Source organism: Jeotgalicoccus coquinae (assembly GCF_014207425.1).
In the GTDB taxonomy this organism is placed as follows: domain Bacteria; phylum Bacillota; class Bacilli; order Staphylococcales; family Salinicoccaceae; genus Jeotgalicoccus; species Jeotgalicoccus coquinae.
This window is the reverse complement of record NZ_JACHFF010000001.1, coordinates 150,666-166,737: the sequence shown is the minus strand read 5'-3', so window position 1 is coordinate 166,737 and position 16,072 is coordinate 150,666. Positions and strand designations below refer to the sequence as shown.

General features: G+C 39.2%; 20 protein-coding genes. 4 read left to right on the top strand and 16 right to left on the bottom strand.

The window, feature by feature from the left end; all coding sequences use genetic code 11:
* Positions 1–68: 68 nt before the first annotated feature.
* The 7 genes from HNR41_RS00855 to HNR41_RS00825 form a co-directional block, all read right to left on the bottom strand.
* The gene (locus HNR41_RS00855) at positions 69–1,037 is read right to left on the bottom strand and encodes an asparaginase (protein ID WP_184280800.1); all 969 of its coding nucleotides are present in this window, start codon (positions 1,035–1,037) and stop codon (positions 69–71) included.
* A gap of 71 nt (positions 1,038–1,108) precedes the next feature.
* Positions 1,109–1,576, bottom strand: a complete 468-nt coding sequence (locus HNR41_RS00850) for a GNAT family N-acetyltransferase (RefSeq protein WP_184280798.1) — start codon at positions 1,574–1,576, stop codon at positions 1,109–1,111.
* A gap of 71 nt (positions 1,577–1,647) precedes the next feature.
* Positions 1,648–3,075 carry a Na+/H+ antiporter NhaC gene (nhaC, locus tag HNR41_RS00845; protein WP_184280796.1) on the bottom strand — a complete coding sequence of 476 codons (1,428 nt, stop codon included), beginning with the start codon at positions 3,073–3,075 and terminating at the stop codon, positions 1,648–1,650.
* An 18-nt stretch (positions 3,076–3,093) separates the two neighbouring features.
* Positions 3,094–4,242 (bottom strand): beta-aspartyl-peptidase, encoded by a 1,149-nt coding sequence (gene iadA / locus HNR41_RS00840; protein ID WP_184280794.1) that lies wholly within the window; start codon positions 4,240–4,242, stop codon positions 3,094–3,096.
* A gap of 138 nt (positions 4,243–4,380) precedes the next feature.
* Entirely contained in the window at positions 4,381–5,322 is a 942-nt protein-coding gene (locus HNR41_RS00835; protein ID WP_229714935.1) for a bile acid:sodium symporter family protein, read from the bottom strand.
* A gap of 24 nt (positions 5,323–5,346) precedes the next feature.
* On the bottom strand, positions 5,347–5,556 hold the full coding sequence (locus tag HNR41_RS00830; protein ID WP_184280793.1) for a hypothetical protein: 210 nt from the start codon (positions 5,554–5,556) through the stop codon (positions 5,347–5,349).
* A gap of 17 nt (positions 5,557–5,573) precedes the next feature.
* The gene (locus HNR41_RS00825; protein ID WP_184280791.1) at positions 5,574–6,479 is read right to left on the bottom strand and encodes a LysR family transcriptional regulator; all 906 of its coding nucleotides are present in this window, start codon (positions 6,477–6,479) and stop codon (positions 5,574–5,576) included.
* A gap of 123 nt (positions 6,480–6,602) precedes the next feature.
* On the opposite strand from HNR41_RS00825, the gene HNR41_RS00820 reads away from it, so the two are divergent.
* The 3 genes from HNR41_RS00820 (at position 6,603) to HNR41_RS00810 (ending at position 9,232) form a co-directional block, all read left to right on the top strand.
* The gene (locus tag HNR41_RS00820) at positions 6,603–7,826 is read left to right on the top strand and encodes an MFS transporter (RefSeq protein ID WP_184280790.1); all 1,224 of its coding nucleotides are present in this window, start codon (positions 6,603–6,605) and stop codon (positions 7,824–7,826) included.
* Positions 7,827–7,920: 94 nt separating this feature from the next.
* Positions 7,921–8,760 carry an SDR family NAD(P)-dependent oxidoreductase gene (locus HNR41_RS00815; protein ID WP_184280788.1) on the top strand — a complete coding sequence of 280 codons (840 nt, stop codon included), beginning with the start codon at positions 7,921–7,923 and terminating at the stop codon, positions 8,758–8,760.
* A 40-nt stretch (positions 8,761–8,800) separates the two neighbouring features.
* Complete coding sequence (locus HNR41_RS00810; protein WP_184280786.1) at positions 8,801–9,232, top strand: hypothetical protein; 432 nt, start codon at positions 8,801–8,803, stop codon at positions 9,230–9,232.
* A 33-nt stretch (positions 9,233–9,265) separates the two neighbouring features.
* On the opposite strand, the gene HNR41_RS00805 is transcribed toward HNR41_RS00810, so the two are convergent.
* The 7 genes from HNR41_RS00805 to HNR41_RS00775 all read right to left on the bottom strand — a co-directional run bounded on the left by HNR41_RS00805 (position 9,266) and on the right by HNR41_RS00775 (position 13,389).
* Entirely contained in the window at positions 9,266–9,436 is a 171-nt protein-coding gene (locus HNR41_RS00805; RefSeq protein WP_184280784.1) for a hypothetical protein, read from the bottom strand.
* A 29-nt stretch (positions 9,437–9,465) separates the two neighbouring features.
* Positions 9,466–9,675 carry a hypothetical protein gene (locus HNR41_RS00800; RefSeq protein ID WP_184280782.1) on the bottom strand — a complete coding sequence of 70 codons (210 nt, stop codon included), beginning with the start codon at positions 9,673–9,675 and terminating at the stop codon, positions 9,466–9,468.
* A 3-nt stretch (positions 9,676–9,678) separates the two neighbouring features.
* Positions 9,679–9,990 (bottom strand): hypothetical protein, encoded by a 312-nt coding sequence (locus HNR41_RS00795; RefSeq protein WP_184280780.1) that lies wholly within the window; start codon positions 9,988–9,990, stop codon positions 9,679–9,681.
* Positions 9,991–10,013: 23 nt separating this feature from the next.
* Positions 10,014–10,430 carry a hypothetical protein gene (locus HNR41_RS00790; RefSeq protein ID WP_184280778.1) on the bottom strand — a complete coding sequence of 139 codons (417 nt, stop codon included), beginning with the start codon at positions 10,428–10,430 and terminating at the stop codon, positions 10,014–10,016.
* Between the two features lie 33 nt (positions 10,431–10,463).
* Complete coding sequence (locus tag HNR41_RS00785) at positions 10,464–10,916, bottom strand: GNAT family N-acetyltransferase (RefSeq protein ID WP_184280776.1); 453 nt, start codon at positions 10,914–10,916, stop codon at positions 10,464–10,466.
* Positions 10,917–10,936: 20 nt separating this feature from the next.
* Complete coding sequence (locus tag HNR41_RS00780) at positions 10,937–11,134, bottom strand: hypothetical protein (protein ID WP_184280774.1); 198 nt, start codon at positions 11,132–11,134, stop codon at positions 10,937–10,939.
* 452 nt (positions 11,135–11,586) lie between these two features.
* Complete coding sequence (locus tag HNR41_RS00775; RefSeq protein ID WP_221432831.1) at positions 11,587–13,389, bottom strand: heavy metal translocating P-type ATPase; 1,803 nt, start codon at positions 13,387–13,389, stop codon at positions 11,587–11,589.
* Positions 13,390–13,556: 167 nt separating this feature from the next.
* Here HNR41_RS00775 and HNR41_RS00770 point away from each other — a divergent pair, with 167 nt between their 5' ends.
* Positions 13,557–14,003, top strand: coding sequence for an 8-oxo-dGTP diphosphatase (locus HNR41_RS00770; protein ID WP_184280771.1), 447 nt, complete (start codon positions 13,557–13,559; stop codon positions 14,001–14,003).
* A 38-nt stretch (positions 14,004–14,041) separates the two neighbouring features.
* On the opposite strand, the gene HNR41_RS00765 is transcribed toward HNR41_RS00770, so the two are convergent.
* On the bottom strand, positions 14,042–14,626 hold the full coding sequence (locus HNR41_RS00765) for an aldehyde dehydrogenase family protein (protein ID WP_184280769.1): 585 nt from the start codon (positions 14,624–14,626) through the stop codon (positions 14,042–14,044).
* A gap of 77 nt (positions 14,627–14,703) precedes the next feature.
* Positions 14,704–15,945 carry an amidohydrolase family protein gene (locus tag HNR41_RS00760; protein ID WP_184280767.1) on the bottom strand — a complete coding sequence of 414 codons (1,242 nt, stop codon included), beginning with the start codon at positions 15,943–15,945 and terminating at the stop codon, positions 14,704–14,706.
* Positions 15,946–16,072: the final 127 nt, after the last annotated feature.

Sequence of the window (16,072 nt, the reverse complement as noted above, 5' to 3'; positions counted from 1 at the left end):
TAAATCCAGATATATAATCTCACAAAACCACCGCAGCAAATCCCCATTTGCTGCGGTGGTTTTATTTATTAGTATTTAAAATCTTCTGCAGTGACTTCTTCTCCTGCAGCCATCATTACTGCGAGTTTCAATCTCGCTTTTTTGCTGTCGTACGAGCCGCCGTTTACAGCACCGTCTTTTTCGAATTTTGAAATGCCGCCAGAAAAGTCATACGCAACCTTAACGTCACCTTCATCGGATGCGCTCGTAATTACAACTTTAATACCTGCATCAACTGCTCTTTTCACGCCGGCAGCCACGAGATCATTCGCATGCCCCCGCCCCATCGTTTCAATGACAAGTCCTGCAACTTTATGATCGATGGCACAGTCGATAAATTTCGCATCCGTACCTAATGCACATTTAATAATATCGACTTCCGGCAATTGCCCTTCTACATTATATGTATTGCTGTGAGCCGGATGCTGATAGATTTTCACGTCGTGTCCGTCCACCAGGCCTAAATAACCGGTGCCTCCGCCGCCAAAACCGTCGACGTTCATCGCACTTATTTTTTTCACGAATCTCGGCATGAATATTTTTGAGTTAAATAATACGCTGACTCCGATTTTAGCAGCATCGGCATCTGCAGCCAATGTAATCGAATCCTGGAGGTTTGCATATGCATCTGTACCGATTAACTCTGGTCCACGCTGTGAACCTGTAACGACAACAGCCTTCCCTGCTGGAATAACCTGGCTTAAGAAGTAAGATGTCTCTTCCAGCGTATCTGTGCCGTGTGTAATAACAATACCGTCCACATCATCATCCTCAAATGCATTCAGCACTGCGTCTTTTATCGTTATCAGATTCTCGAAAGTAATTGCACTGCTTGAGACTTTAATAATCTCTTCCACACTGATATTAATATTCTCGTGCAAATTAAGTTTTTCTGCGAGTTCTTCGCCGCTGATTAGACCCGTTTGCTGCAGCCCTGTCTCGGGATCGCGCTTGCTGGCAATCGTTCCGCCTGTTGTCAGCAGTTTAATATGTGACATACTCCATTCCCCTTTATGTAAAACTTTTTAATCTTCCTCAGTATAACAATAATTACAAGTATGTAACCGTTTTACAGATAATATTTCATCACAATCATCTCGCCCTTGCTGCCCATAACACGGTTTCCTTCGTCGACATAACCGCACTTTTTATATAAGCCCTGGGCTGCAGTGTTTTTGACGTTAACTCCAAGAACAATACCGTCGATATGCGGGATATGCTCTTGCATAAATTGAGGCAGCAGTTCGAGCGTTTTTCTCGCGTAGCCTTTTCCCTGATGTTTATGGTTTGCAGAAAATGAACGCAGTAAAATATCATTCGGCTTATTGGAATAAGGCTGCACCGCATCATTTTCATGGAGGATAAAAAACGTGGTCAGTTCGTTGTCATCCAGGCCGAGAATGGTGTACCTGTCGCTATTGTTTTTGGAAATCTCCACCGCTTCGCTAGGCATGGCACTGTAGTAAAGCTGATCTTCCGGTAAATAATAATCGTTGATGAGATTGTCGTACTGCGGGTTATATTTTACGAGTTCCATAATATTCCCTCCTGTAAAATTACTAAGGCATCCCCAATATAAAATTGAAGATGCCATTTTTATTTCTAAGTTTAAATTTTTTCAGTATTTTCTTCCTTTAGATCTTTTGCGATACCAATCCCCGTATACCCAAGTATAATCGCAAAGATAAATCCAACATAACAAAGTACTGCCCATGGTGCGTAGCTCAAGGTTGGGATTCCGAGCGTCCCTGCCATAAATACTCCTGCAGATGACCAAGGGATTAAAGGAACAACGACTGTTCCCGAATCTTCCAGCGTTCTTGATAAATTTTTCGCAGCAAGATTTTTCATTTTATAAGTATCTTTGAACATTTCTCCAGGTACGATGATAGAAAGATACGAGTTGCCTGTTACTAACGCCATCGTTAAACACGATAATACTGTTGTTAAAATTAAATCTCCTGTCCGTTTAACGAATTTAAGCAAGTATTCTATAATGACTTCCAATGCCCCTGATTTTGTCATTATTCCTGCAAAAGCAAATGCAGAGAAAGCAATCAGTATAACACTTGTCATTGACTGCATCCCGCCCTGATGCACTAAGTCCAATACTTCAGGTATGACAGAAGCAGCTTCAAATCCAGCTTTATTAACCATACTGACATCAAAACCTGTAACTGCAGAGGCAAACGCATCTTTTAAAGTGAAGCCTTGTATAAATATGCCTAGAATTGCCGCTATTATTGATGAGAAAATTATAACTGGTAAGGTGGGATACTTTTTAATAGCTCCAAACAATATAATCACTGGAGGCAACAGTAATAATAAATTCCAGTTAAACATTGTGCTTAAAGTTGTCAGCATCGTATTCATCGTCTCCGGTGCCGTTACTTCATTATTCGATACACTGATTCCTGCAATTAAATATATTATCATCGATACAATAGCAGCCGGAACGGTTGTCCACATCATATGCTTAATATGCTCATACAACTCACTGCCAGCAGCTATAGGTGCTAGGTTTGTAGTATCTGACAGCGGCGATAGTTTATCTCCAAAATATGCACCTGCTACTATTGCACCAGCTGTCGCAGGAAGGTTAGCTTCGAGTCCTGTAGCAATTCCCATTAATGCTACACCAACAGTACCAACTGACCCCCATGATGTACCTGTCACTATTGATATAATTGCAGATACTACGAAAGCTATCAAAACAATGAATGTAGGATTAATCAGTTCTAGACCATAATAGATTAACATTGGAATAGTACCGGCTATCATCCAGGTTCCAATTAAAATTCCTATAGATATTAAAATTAGTATTGCCGGCATTGCCAGACTTACTTTCTCCTGAATCCCTTCCATCATATCCGACCACGAAAATCCGAGACGAAGAGCAATAAACCCTGCATAAACTGAGGATAATATCAGTAATGGCTCAGGATTTAATCCAAATACTCCAAAACCAATTGCTAATAACAACAGCATTACAATAATTGGTGAGAATGCTTCAAATAAATTTGGTCTTCTTTTCATAATATGTAATCTCCTTTGTTATTCGAATGTACCTTTAACTAATAGTTCGCCCTCCTCAATCATATGTTTACCTTTAGAAAATACATGCTGTATTTCATAGTTTTCTTTAGATATCACTAATAAATCAGCATCTTTTCCTACTTCAATCGTTCCTTTGTTTTCTAATTTTAGAGCAGTTGCAGTATTTGATGTAGCTAGACACAACACTTCCTCTATAGTTAAATCTCCCTTCTTAATAGTCTCAATCACCTGGTCATACAAAGTTTTAGTACTTGCAACACCAAGACCAAGCAGCTCACCTTTTTCATCGAAACGGGGCAAACTGCCATTCCCATCAGATGACAATGTCAGCTTAGATAGGTCCCCGCTATTTTCTTTGTAATAGGATATCCATTTATAAGTTTTATTATCTGCCGTAATATCTACAAATGAACCTCGTGAGGCCAGTTTAATTGCATCGTCAAAAAGTTCTTTGCTTCTTGTAATATGAGTCACATGAAGATTTGTTGCAGGCAGTTCATATTCATCCAGCAATTGATGTAAAATAGACAAATAAGCTTTCCCTGGTCCTGTATGGAAGTGAGTAATCCCAGCTTTACCACTCAGCATTCCGCCAACTCTTGTTTGTCCAACTATTTTTGCAAGTTCATGAACGTTGGGCTGTCCAGATCTCGAATCAGAGATCGCAATTTCAGCTGTACCAATAACTTTATCAATCAGGATCGCATCATCTTTTACGTTATTAGTAAAAGTTGGTGTCGGCACATCATAATTACCTGTGTAAATATATGTAGATACACCTTCAATTTCTAATCCTCTTGCTTTAGCGAGTAAGGAGGTTAAATGTCTAGTCGTTCCATCTGTACCAATTAATCCTGCTACTGAAGTGATTCCAGATGTAAGTAAATCACTCAACTGTATTTCAGGTGTGCGGGTTGCAAAGCCACCTTCACCCCCACCCCCAAGCAGGTGAACATGCGGATCTATAAATCCTGGGGTAACTGCAGCTCCTTTTGCATCAACTACTTTATATTCCACACCAAGCTGTTCCAGTACAACTTCATTTAAATCTCCAATTTTTGAAATCTTATCATTCAATAATAAAATCGATTGCTTACCTAAACTTTTTGGTGCGTAGACATCCGCATTTTTAATTAAAGTAATCATTTAATCATCTCCTTTTAATTATTTGAAAATTGTGAAATGTGATTCAATCTTATATAAAAATATTTACATAGTCAAACTAAAATAAAAAAAAGACCAGCTCAATAGCTGGTCCAAAATACTCTGATTATATTTTTTTAATTACACTTCATACTTCGCCTGATATTTATTAACTACTTTAGCATAGAGCGATGCGAGCACTTGCTGGAACAGCATTCCAAATACGACAGGCATGGCAACTTTTGGCGGGAAGTAAGTTACAGCAATAACTGTACCGATGGCAATATTTCTCATACCGCCTAAAAAGACGAGTGAAGTGACAGTCTGTGTATTTCTAAAAAGTAAATGTCCGAGTATTAAAGCGAGACCGTAACCGGATCCGGCAAGTATAAAGACGAACAGAATGACCCCGATCAGTTCAAAAGTAATATCTGTTAAAAACGGCGCAACAGCACTGCTGTTAATGGCAACAATACCGAACAGACTCAGTTTTGAGAACGGTGCGAGCATCTGGCTCATCTCTTTCACCCGGCCTTTTCTTAATTCACTGATTACCAGGCCTAAAATCGACGGCAGGACGATCATCCAGATTAGATCCAGGATAATTGATGCGGTATCAAGCTTTATCGCTTCGCCGGCAAGTGCATCCAGAATGACCGGTAGTATAAACGGCGCAAGCAGCGTATCGATTAAGATAATTGACAGCCCGAGCGGAAAGTTCCCCCTGCATATGCTAATCCAGATAATGCTCGTGACCCCCGTCGGCACTGCAACTGAAATCACAAATCCGATGACGAGCAGGTGATCGTCAAAAATAAAGGATGATAAAAAATACGCCCATACCGGCATTAAAATATGTAAAAATAAAATAACAAATAAAATAGCGCCGGGATGTTTTTTAAATACTTTTACATCGGTGAATCTCATTCCTAAACTGCCTGTAAATGTCATAAACGCAAATAGAATCGGCACTAAAAATAACAGATGTCCGCCGATATTATGAAATATTACGCCAAGCACCACACACAGCGGTGTGAGTATCGGCATCAGCTCCTGTATCTTGCTGTTAAAGGCATTCAGCACGTCTATATCCTTCTCTCTGTTTGATTAATCTTTTTTATATTTTTTCAGACCATCCAGCGCTTTTTGATATTCCTGGCGCTGGCACATCGTGAGACCGGGGTCTGCCAGTCTCTCTTCTGCTGCTTCAATATTTCTCTTCACTTTTTCCTGGTCTACATTATTATTATATGCTTTATCTTTCTCGACATCTTTTCTCTTAAACAGTTTTACTGCTTCTGTAATTACTTTCTTCATGCGTCCTCTCCTCTTTTTTAAAATTCTTCATTTCCGGGTTTCTCTCTTACAGCTGCTGTCAGCATGTCAGCAAAGTTCTGTGCCGCTTTTGACAGCCTGTGGTCTTTCAGCCAGATTAAACCCACGTCCCCTGTCAGACTTTCTGATTCTGCGATTTTATGAACATTTACCGGATACTCGCTGTACAGATGAAGCAGTGATTCCGGCACAATGGATATACCAAAATCAGTCGATACGAGTTCCATCATCAGCTTCAAATCGGAGAACTCAGCAATGACATCCGGCTGTATTTTCGCTTTTGAAAATGCTTCGTGTATAGAATAATATACCCCAAGTCCTTCAATACTAGGCAGTACAAGCGGATATTCCCCAATTTCTTTCAGTGTTGCATCACCATCAAACAATTTTTTCTCTTTTGTAGTCACGACGTAAAACGGTTCGCTGTATAAATGCTGCAGTGTAAAGTCATTAATCTCGAGCGGCAGTCTGACGATTGCCAATTCTATTTCGCGTTCTTTTAATAAGTAGCACAGCAGCGATGATTCGTTCTGCTGAATTTTATATTTAATTTTCGGAAATCTTCTTCTGAAGTCATGAAACACTTCATTCAGATTGGATAACGAAAAAGTATTAATGCCGACTGATAATCTGCCGTCCATACCGGCACCGACGTCTGCGACTTCACTTTTTGCTTCTTCCATCATCTGTGTAATTTGAATAGCGTATTTATATAATGTTTTACCCGCTTCTGTCAGTTCCAAAAACTTCCCGCTTCTCTCAAACAATTTTTCCCCAAGCGACTCTTCCATGTTTTTCAGCTGCTGGCTTAACGGCGGCTGTGACATAAACAGCTTCTTTGCTGCAGCGGATACCTGTTTCTCTTCAGCAATGGCTATAAAGTAGCGTAATTGACGAATGTCCATGATTCACCTCGTGTATATGATAAAAGTAATTAAAACCAATTATATTAATATTTTATGTATATCAATTTCAATGCTATCATAAGTATAAAGATATGAATAACACAAAACACTGGGGGACACGATTTGAACAAAATTTACAATAAGAATACTTTTCTGCTGCTTTTCGTCATTGCTGCCATTTCGCTTAATCTCCGTTTAGGCATTACATCCGTCGGCCCGCTTATGGATACGATCCGCACGTCACTGTCCCTCTCCAATGCACAGGCCAGTCTTCTGACTACTGTTCCCGTTCTATGTATGGGAATCTTTGCATCACTTGCTACTGTTCTTAATAAAAAATACGGTTCTAAATTCACATTAATACTTATGCTCTCGGTTTTAGGTGTTGCAACTGCACTTCGCGGTTTTGTACCAGGATTCTCAACATTACTGATTACTGCATTTCTAATCGGTCTCGCTATCGCAGTACTTGGCCCGACGATGTCTTCTGTCATTAAGAAGTATTTCCCGGGACATGCGGCCATCGCTATCGGAATTTCAACGTTCTTTATGAGCATGGGCTCTGCAGCAAGTGCTGCCTTCACAGGAATATTTTTTGAAGTGTCCGACTCGTTTATGTTTGCACTGGCTATCTGGTCAGCATTCGCATTGTTCGGCGTACTGGTCGTCGCTTTCGTCTTAAAAACCGGCGACAACAGCAAACTGCCTAAACAGGAAGTTTCAGAAGTTAAGTATAAGTTTCCATCTCCGTGGAAACAGCTTAAACCGTATTTATTCATGCTGTTTTATGCACTGCAGGCTGCCATATATTTCTCGACAATTACATGGCTTGTGCCGATGTCAGTCGAAAACGGCATGACGATGATTCAGGGCGGTATGCTGTTAAGTGCTGTGATGTCCGTTCAGGTTATCTTTAACCTTCTATTACCAATAATGATGGAGAAATATCCGGCACGAAGAAACTGGATTTATTTTATCCTTGCTGCAGGAACTGCGGCGACATTATTGTTCTGGACAGGAGATCACACGTTAATGTGGATCGCTGCATTTATGATGGGTATCCCGCTTGGCGGATTATACTCTGCAGCGTTAATGCTGCCGCTTGATGAAACACTGACTGCAAACGGTGCGAACTCGTGGACTGCAATGATGCAGACAGGCGGCTGTATTATCGGCGGACTATTCCCGTTTGTAATCGGCTTTATTTATGACTCAACACAGAATCACAATTACACGATGACGATACTGCTTGTTATATATGTATTAGCATTTATACTGATTACGATTATCGGCAATAAAAAAGAGAATAACTTTGATAAGTTTATAGTAGAACCTTCTGACAGCTAAGTCAGAAGGTTTTTTGTTCTTTAAAGATAATTGAGTTTATATTGCTTGTAAGGGTAATAAGTAAATAACAAAACTAACAGCAGAGGGTGATCAGATGAAGGAAAATATACTGGCAATTACAGGCCCGACTTCAGGTATCGGTAGAGCAACGGCTTTAGCATTATCTAAGAAGGTTGACCGGATTGTACTCTTAGTCCGGAATTTAAATAAAGGTGAAGTCTTAAAAAATGAAATAATAACTCATTCCGCTGTACATGTGGATTTAATTCATTGTGATTTAAGCGAACTTGCTTCAATTGAAAAAGCGGCAGCTGAAATGAAAGAGAAGTATGATTCTATTAATCATCTTGTGTTAAATGCAGGCGTGGTGTCTTTATCGAGACAGGAAACTAAAGACGGTTTTGAAATGATGATGGGCACGAATTATATCGGCCATTTCTATCTGACTCATCTGCTTCTCCCATTGGTACTTAACAGTGAAGTAAAGCAAATTGTCGTCGTATCATCGAATGGTTATAAGTTCTCACCATTAACTGCACCCTATTTTAAACGAAAGAAATTTAATCCGATTACGAGCTACGGTCAGTCAAAACTTGGCACACTTTACTTGATGCAGGCATTATATGATGCATACCATGAAGAGGGCTTGAAAACGACCGCTGTGCATCCAGGTGCTGTATCGACTAATTTAGGTAAAACACCAAAAAATGAACGCTTTGGCAATCTGGTTTATAAAACACTGGATCCATTTTTTCTTTCACCTGATGAGGGGAGTGTATCGACAGTCAAAGCTGTGGAATCACCCGAAAGATATAACGGCAAGTATATGCATAACGGTGAAATCCTGCCGCTTAAAAAGCATGGTAATGATATAGATGCGCGCAACTACCTCATATCAGCTACACTGGATGTACTGAATTTAACTCACCTATAAAATATAAATAGTAAGGCGTGATGCTATGACCACCTTTTTAATGTTACTTTTAATTCTATCCATGTACCCGATAGTGAAGATTATATTCTATATGCCGATTTCTGCACTGCTGAAAAATCATCAGAACAGAAAATCTCTTTCACTTATTTTAACTGCGGTAATGACAGGTCTTCTGTTTATAATCCTGCTTGTTCTTGCTTATACGACGATGGGATATACACTGACAAACGATAAAAGTATTTTTAATTCAGGACCCGAGTTTTATTCTTTTATTGGATTCACCTACGTTCTTGGACTATTTGCAGCAGTGGTTTTATTAGTTCTGAAATTTATCAACAGAAAACCGGCAGAGCCCAATGTAGTATCTAATACTGATAACCAACCTAATAAATCGGGCTTCGAAAATATTATTCTGATTCTTGTTATTGCAGGTTTTGCCGGATTTATTCTTTTTATCTTTTATATTTCATAAAACAGGTGGCAGACCTTTCGTCTGTCACCTGTTTTAGTTAAAGATTGCTCTTATTACCTGCATAATTAAACGCGGTATAAAGAATACTATCTCAAATATGCCAAATGCTGTATCAGTCTTACTCACTGGACCTGCTAGCTGTCTTTTATTCTTAGATCGTAATTTCGCAGGGTCGATGTATTCAGGATCCTTTGATTGATTCATAAACAGCCCTCCGTTTTTAAATATTTCTTTTACTCTACGTTCTTCTTATCTTTCGGTCTTTGGAATAATGCAGCAAGTAGCCCTGCACCAAGACCTGCACAAATCACTCCTGCAATGCTTGCAGGAACACTTTCCCCCATCGGCAATATGTCGCTTAGGAAATAAAAGAATAGAAAAAATACGATGAATAATTTGATTAATTCCGGTGTCTTGTAAAGTGTTTCATGAAATTTCTTCATAATTTACCCCTCACTTTGTAATAGAATCATCTCATTCTCTTTAATTTTAAGCTGTGTATACTTCTCTTCCTCTGAATCATTAGACATTGATATTCTAATACAATCTTCGTTAATAGCTCTCGCATCTTCTTTATATTCTTTTGTTGCTCCACTGCCGATAATGTCATAACCTGTAAGTGTTATTCTATCTATTAAGTCATTAATTCTGACCTGTAAACTTAATTCATTTTCTTTAACTTTTGCTTCGATAATAGCATGTCTGACTGCATGCTTAATTACGAAGTAAAATATAAAGGCTGCAATTAAAATCCCCATTATGTAATGAACTCCCTTGGTGTTTAATCTTCTTTAACAAACTTATAAGAATTGAAGAAGAATGAAAATACTATAAATGTCACAAATATGATTAAGTAAAACATCCCTATCGTGCCTAGCATCTCTGATTGATAAAAATAGCCAGTCCTCAGCGTATTTACGTTGTAGGAAATAGTGAAGATTGTAGCGATTAAAACGAATATATTCACGATTTTACTTAACATTGTTTCTTTAATAAGAACAACATCACCGTCTTTGACCCCTATCCGATCGGTCTTATCCAGTGGCTGATTATATGTTAGGGTTCCTGATTCTTCAGGTATCTCCATAGTTTTTGTATGAAAACCGCCGACAGAACCGATTGTTTTACGGTTAAATTTTATACTGATTGGCATCAGCCAGCCGAGAAACCACGTTCTTCTTTTCACAGTAATTTCCATGCTTAATCCCCTTCCAGCAAAAAAACTGCGTCTTCATAATTCCTGAGCAAGCTTAATCATATCCATACACTGAATTCCGTTCTCAAAAATCTCTTCCTCATAGTTTTTTATAAAGAAATCCTTGTCGACAGCTGTAATTCTAAAACCGCATTTCTGATAAAGCGCCAGCTGACTGATGCTTGAATTGCCGGTACCGACTTCAATAGTTTTATAACCCATATCTTTTGCTTTTTGAATCGCATCTTTAACCAGAGCTTTCCCTATGCCTTTGCCCTGATGTTTTTCATTAGCTGCGATATTAATCAGTTCAGCGGTGTCAGAATTATTTTCCACCAATACATAGACACCTGCTGTCTGATTATCGATTTCCGCTATATAACAGTGACCTCTGTCCAAATAACCTTTAATAAGTGTTGCGGATGGGTCAGCTGTCAGCAGTAATTCCAGCGGCGCTTGTTCATTCTTTTTCAGTAGTCTTGTTTCCATGCTTTATCCCCTTTAAAGCATTATTCTGTAATATCCGCTTCTGATGATTTCTTCGCTTTAACCGCTCTGTAAGTAATCGTAAAGATTATTACCAGTAAGTTCAGACTGAGCATTGTAATGTAATATGAGCTTGAGTGACCTTCCAGGATGTAAGTTCCGTAACGTAAGGCGTTGAGTGTGAGCAGAACATATAAAATAATAACCGACCCATTATTCATAGTCTTTATCCCCTTCGTTATTACACTCTTCTCTATTTATGTATTTATACTTATCTTATCATATTTTATATATGGTAATTTTAATAATACAAGTGTCATAAGGATATTCTTATCAATCGCGATAATAAAAGACCGCCGTGGAAGAATGTATTTATTTTTGTAATAGGTTTTACTATAATGTTCTGTGCTCGTGCGTTCCTATTAGAGATCATTTAGTCCAGCATCGCTTTTAACGATGCTTCGTTTCCATTTATATAAAACCTCAGTATCTCTATCTTAGACATCGGTTTAAATTCAATCATCTGCACAGTAATATCTTTACTTTCATCTGGTTCAACGAAGTGTATGTTTAAATTGTTCCATGTTCATGCATAGTGACCCTCAATGTCTTTTTTCACCTGGGCTTTCACTAACTGTAATAGTTTCATTAGAGTTAAAAGCATTCACCTCTATTACATTAGCCCTTCCCGTCCCTGTCTCAATAACCGCAGACCGTTCAGTATAACCAGTATCGTGGAGCCTTCATGGAAGAGGACTGCCATCGGCAGATTTAAAAGGCCGAATATATTTAAAGTAACCAGGGTCAGAATAACACTGATTGAGAAAATTACATTCCCGATAATAATGCGATTCAGCTTCTGACTCAGCTTAAAACTGTAGAACAGTTTCTGCAGATTATTTTTCACAATCACTACATCTGATGATTCCATGGCGACTGATGAACCGCTGCCCATGGCAATACCGATATCTGCATTGGCGAGGGCCGGTGCATCGTTAATGCCGTCACCAATCATGCCGACGACTTTGCCTTTGTCCTGTTGTCCATTCACATATCTTATTTTATCTTCCGGCATACATGATGCAGCGTATTCAGAAATTCCGACTTCATCTGAAACTTTTTTGGCAACTTTCTCGTTATCTCCGGTCAGAAGTGATACAACAATACCTTCCTTTTTAAATCCTGAGACCGCATGCACCGCCTCTTCCCGTACGCGGTCAGCGAGAGAAAAGTATCCCGCAACCTGACCGTCTTTACCGACAAATATATTCGTATTACCGTCAATGGCGCTTTCCATATAGCCCATGGGGTCTTCAAAATCAGCAAAGGCAGCAGGTTTTCCAACTTCAACATTTCCTTTCCTCATCCCGGAACCGACGACCTCTTCAATGTCTTCTGTCTGATCAACACTTTCTAGACTCACTGCTTTAAAACGCTTAACAACAGCTTCTGCAATTGGATGACTCGACTGCTGTTCCATATACACAACTTCTTTAATAATCTCTTCATCCGCAGCATAGTCCACGACTTGGAAGTCACCGTGTGTCAGAGTGCCTGTTTTATCGCTGTAGAGAATATCCATGGTACTCAGCGCCTCCATAGCTGCTCCGCCCTTAAACAGCACACCGTTTCTTGCACCGTTGCTGATGGCACTTAAAGTGGCCGGTGTCGCTGAAGCGACCAGGGCGCACGGACTCGCTACAGTCAGCATAACCATGCCTCTGTAGAAAGCTTCCTCAAATGAAAAACCATTAATCACATAGAGGATAAAGATAAAAATCGGGACACCAATGAGTACGCCCATAACGTATTTAGATTCAATGCGGTCAATAAATTTTGATACTTTGGAAGGCCGGCTCTGTGCCTCTTCCACCATTCTGATAATATTTGAAAAGACGGTATCTCCGCTCGCTTTGCTAACCTCCAGGTGAAATGAATTACCTTCGTTAATGGTCCCCGCAAATACCTCTTTACCAGCTGCTCTAGTCACGGGGACAGACTCTCCTGTTAAAGCGGATTCATTCACGAATATTTCCCTGTCGGCATAACCGTCGATGGGAATCTGCTCACCTTTCGCTACAACAGCAATGTTCCCTTCAACGAGTGATTCTGTCGGTACTTCAATGACTTCACCGTTATCCTGCAGTACATTCGCAGAAGACGGTACCTGTGACATTAATTCAGAAATTGCTTTTGTGGATTTACTGGTTGCATAATCCTCCAGCACTTCAGCACTGGCAAAAATAAACAGAAGCAAAGCCCCCTCGGACTCGAAACCGATAAGAACTGCACCGATAGCTGCCAGAATCATGAGTAAATCGACATTCGGTGACCTTAATCGCATCGTTTCTGTCACTGCAGTTTTCGCTGCAAAGAAACCGAGGAAAAAAATCGCAAAGTAGAATGCAATACTGCTGCCAAACTCATTTAACGGCAGCAGAACAAAACCGGCAATGATAAAAATAACTCCTATCATCAGAAACTGTCCTGCACGATTTTTAATCAGATAATTTACCACGTGATATGTCACTTCCCAAATACTATTTTAATTAAGAGTACTACATCCAGTAAGCGTTTACAAAGCGGTTTAGAGAGATATAATTAAATATGTAAGCAAACGTATTTAAAATATTGGAGGTCATCATGTCCAAAGCAGAAAAAACGATAATTACCAACATGTGTATGATAGAAAACGATAAGGGTCAAATATTAATACAGGACCGTGTCAGCAGTAGTTGGCCAGGTGTGACTTTCCCAGGCGGAAAAGTTGAAAAGAATGAGTCTTTCGTGGATTCAGTTATCCGCGAAGTGTTTGAAGAAACTGGACTGATAGTTAAAAGTCCGCAAATATGCGGAACAAAACAGTTCCAGACTGAAGATGATGAAAGATATATTGTACTGATGTATAAAACGAATCAGTATTCAGGCACACTCCTTTCATCAGATGAAGGTGAGGTGTTCTGGATTGATAAAGATGAACTTGGAACATATACTCTGGCCAATGATTTTGATGAAATGTTTAGAGTGATGGATTCAGATATTCTTTCAGAATTCTATTATGATGAGTCCTGGAATGTGCATCTTAAATAAAAAAACAGCCAGAGATTAATCTCTGGCTGTTTCTATACCTAGTCATCCAAATCTATGACAACGCTCTTCGATTTCGTATAAATATCAATGCCCGGGAAGCCCATTTCGGCACCGACACCGCTTTGCTTAAAGCCACCGAGCGGCACATTTGAATCGCTGTTCATATAACCGTTGACCCAGACTGTGCCTGCATCGATTGCATTGATTATTTTATGTGCCTTATTAATATCTTTAGTATGAACACCCGAAGACAGACCGTACTCTGTTAAGTTTCCGCGCTCTATGACTTCATCAACATCGTCAAAAGGCAGCACACATAGTACCGGTCCAAAAATTTCTTCATTATAAAAGCTGCCATGAACTGTTTCAATATTATCCGGATTAAGAGATTTTGCTTTTTCGACCATTTCTTTTATTAACTCTACGGTAGTAATTTGACCTACTTGATTTGAAAGTGCACGTGCTAAACTTCCATCCCACGCGCCAAGTTCAAGCATTGCGCCTACCGGTTTACCAGCCTGTTCCAATATTTCATTTGCTGCTTTTGTATGATATCCCTCAGGATAATTACCTATAAACTTATACTGCATTTTATAAAAATCGTTTGCCCAATTACTTTCCATTTTCTTATCTCCTAGAATTTAATATGCGGCTAAACGATTCTACTTTAAGTTTCTAATCCCCATCATAATCCCCGCTTTCAGTATTTATCTTCTATTTGTTCAAATTCTTTCATCATCTCATCTGCATCAACAATATATTTTTCAATATCAGTATGTCTAAATGATTTGCCGTTAACAAATACAGTATCTATTTCTAAGATATTACTAAAATCTTCGACTGGATTATTGTTAATCAGTAAATACCCAGAGTCTTCGCCAACAACTTCTTTAGCTTCTATTGTTGCCTTTTTCAAAATTTCATATGCATCCAGATTAAAATTTTTAAACTCATTTAATTCTTCTACCATACTTAATCCAGGATAGACCCACGTGCCGGCAGGTGCATCTGTCCCAATATAAACTTCACCGTCTAATTCAAGATATTTTTCAGTAATAGCTTTTACCTGCTCATACTCCCATTTCTGACATCTTCTAAAATCATCATTCAATTGAGCGTCGATTGCATTGAATTGATCATTTACAGTAAATACTTTATCCTCATCCAGCAGCTTCATTTGATGCGACTGATCCAACTCTGGAGGGTTAAAAATCCGGCCGTCTCCCAGATGTCTGTACAATGATAGTGTCGGAACAATCTTAACTTCTTTTTCAATTAAGTGAGTCAGCACCTCTGTTAATCTCTGTTCACTCACTTCTATTTGGCTGATACGCTCAAATTCATCTACAGAAATTTGAGTATTATAATCCGGATAAAGACTGTGAACGATACTGGATGCATGCTCCAGCCATTTCACACCGTAATCTGCAGCTGTTATAGAATCAATAGTTTTTGTATGAAGCAAATCAGCAGCTACCTCCAGATTGAGTTCACTGCTTTTTTTAACGACAGCCTTCAGGACGTCTCCCTGAATATTACCGTAAACTTTAACGAACTTTGCACGTTGTTTATGTAACTCATCGACAGCTGCCAATGCAGTATTAATATCATTTGTAGAAATATTACCGTAGGACGTCGGCCCCCATAGACCAGGCTCTCCGTCTATAAAACGGTAAGTTGCATATATTTTTGGCGAAACATCATCAATCAGATTGAGCATCTCAAAATTGCCGCCTGTATTTCTGACAGTAGTTACTCCGCTGTATAAATAATGCTTTGCACTCGCAGCAGAAATATGAGTATGCATATCCACAAGGCCAGGCATCAGAAATTTACCAGTACCATCTATTTCCAACTTATTTTCGGATGGAACACTTACATCTTTCACTTCAATTTTCTTATCTGCAAGATTAACCCAATTAACATTTTTAATTTCTATCAAGCAGTCCCACTCCCCAGTGTCATAAATGCGAATTTACCCTTTTGTTATTTCTCTAATAAATTCTTTAAACTTTTCTTCTTCAACAGCAAGCATGTGGTTGCTGTACTCAAATGTTTTCAAAGTATCA

What these genes read in the sequence shown, in the direction of transcription:
- HNR41_RS00775 (WP_221432831.1), bottom strand. Translation starts at nt 13,389, where the DNA reads ATGATAGGAGTTATTTTTATCATTGCCGGTTTTGTTCTGCTGCCGTTA.
- HNR41_RS00815 (WP_184280788.1), top strand. Translation starts at nt 7,921, where the DNA reads ATGAAGGAAAATATACTGGCAATTACAGGCCCGACTTCAGGTATCGGT.
- HNR41_RS00785 (WP_184280776.1), bottom strand. Translation starts at nt 10,916, where the DNA reads ATGGAAACAAGACTACTGAAAAAGAATGAACAAGCGCCGCTGGAATTA.
- HNR41_RS00825 (WP_184280791.1), bottom strand. Translation starts at nt 6,479, where the DNA reads ATGGACATTCGTCAATTACGCTACTTTATAGCCATTGCTGAAGAGAAA.
- HNR41_RS00810 (WP_184280786.1), top strand. Translation starts at nt 8,801, where the DNA reads ATGTTACTTTTAATTCTATCCATGTACCCGATAGTGAAGATTATATTC.
- HNR41_RS00765 (WP_184280769.1), bottom strand. Translation starts at nt 14,626, where the DNA reads ATGGAAAGTAATTGGGCAAACGATTTTTATAAAATGCAGTATAAGTTT.
- HNR41_RS00855 (WP_184280800.1), bottom strand. Translation starts at nt 1,037, where the DNA reads ATGTCACATATTAAACTGCTGACAACAGGCGGAACGATTGCCAGCAAG.
- HNR41_RS00830 (WP_184280793.1), bottom strand. Translation starts at nt 5,556, where the DNA reads ATGAAGAAAGTAATTACAGAAGCAGTAAAACTGTTTAAGAGAAAAGAT.
- HNR41_RS00850 (WP_184280798.1), bottom strand. Translation starts at nt 1,576, where the DNA reads ATGGAACTCGTAAAATATAACCCGCAGTACGACAATCTCATCAACGAT.
- HNR41_RS00780 (WP_184280774.1), bottom strand. Translation starts at nt 11,134, where the DNA reads ATGAATAATGGGTCGGTTATTATTTTATATGTTCTGCTCACACTCAAC.
- iadA (WP_184280794.1), bottom strand. Translation starts at nt 4,242, where the DNA reads ATGATTACTTTAATTAAAAATGCGGATGTCTACGCACCAAAAAGTTTA.
- HNR41_RS00795 (WP_184280780.1), bottom strand. Translation starts at nt 9,990, where the DNA reads ATGGGGATTTTAATTGCAGCCTTTATATTTTACTTCGTAATTAAGCAT.
- HNR41_RS00800 (WP_184280782.1), bottom strand. Translation starts at nt 9,675, where the DNA reads ATGAAGAAATTTCATGAAACACTTTACAAGACACCGGAATTAATCAAA.
- HNR41_RS00805 (WP_184280784.1), bottom strand. Translation starts at nt 9,436, where the DNA reads ATGAATCAATCAAAGGATCCTGAATACATCGACCCTGCGAAATTACGA.
- HNR41_RS00770 (WP_184280771.1), top strand. Translation starts at nt 13,557, where the DNA reads ATGTCCAAAGCAGAAAAAACGATAATTACCAACATGTGTATGATAGAA.
- HNR41_RS00790 (WP_184280778.1), bottom strand. Translation starts at nt 10,430, where the DNA reads ATGGAAATTACTGTGAAAAGAAGAACGTGGTTTCTCGGCTGGCTGATG.
- nhaC (WP_184280796.1), bottom strand. Translation starts at nt 3,075, where the DNA reads ATGAAAAGAAGACCAAATTTATTTGAAGCATTCTCACCAATTATTGTA.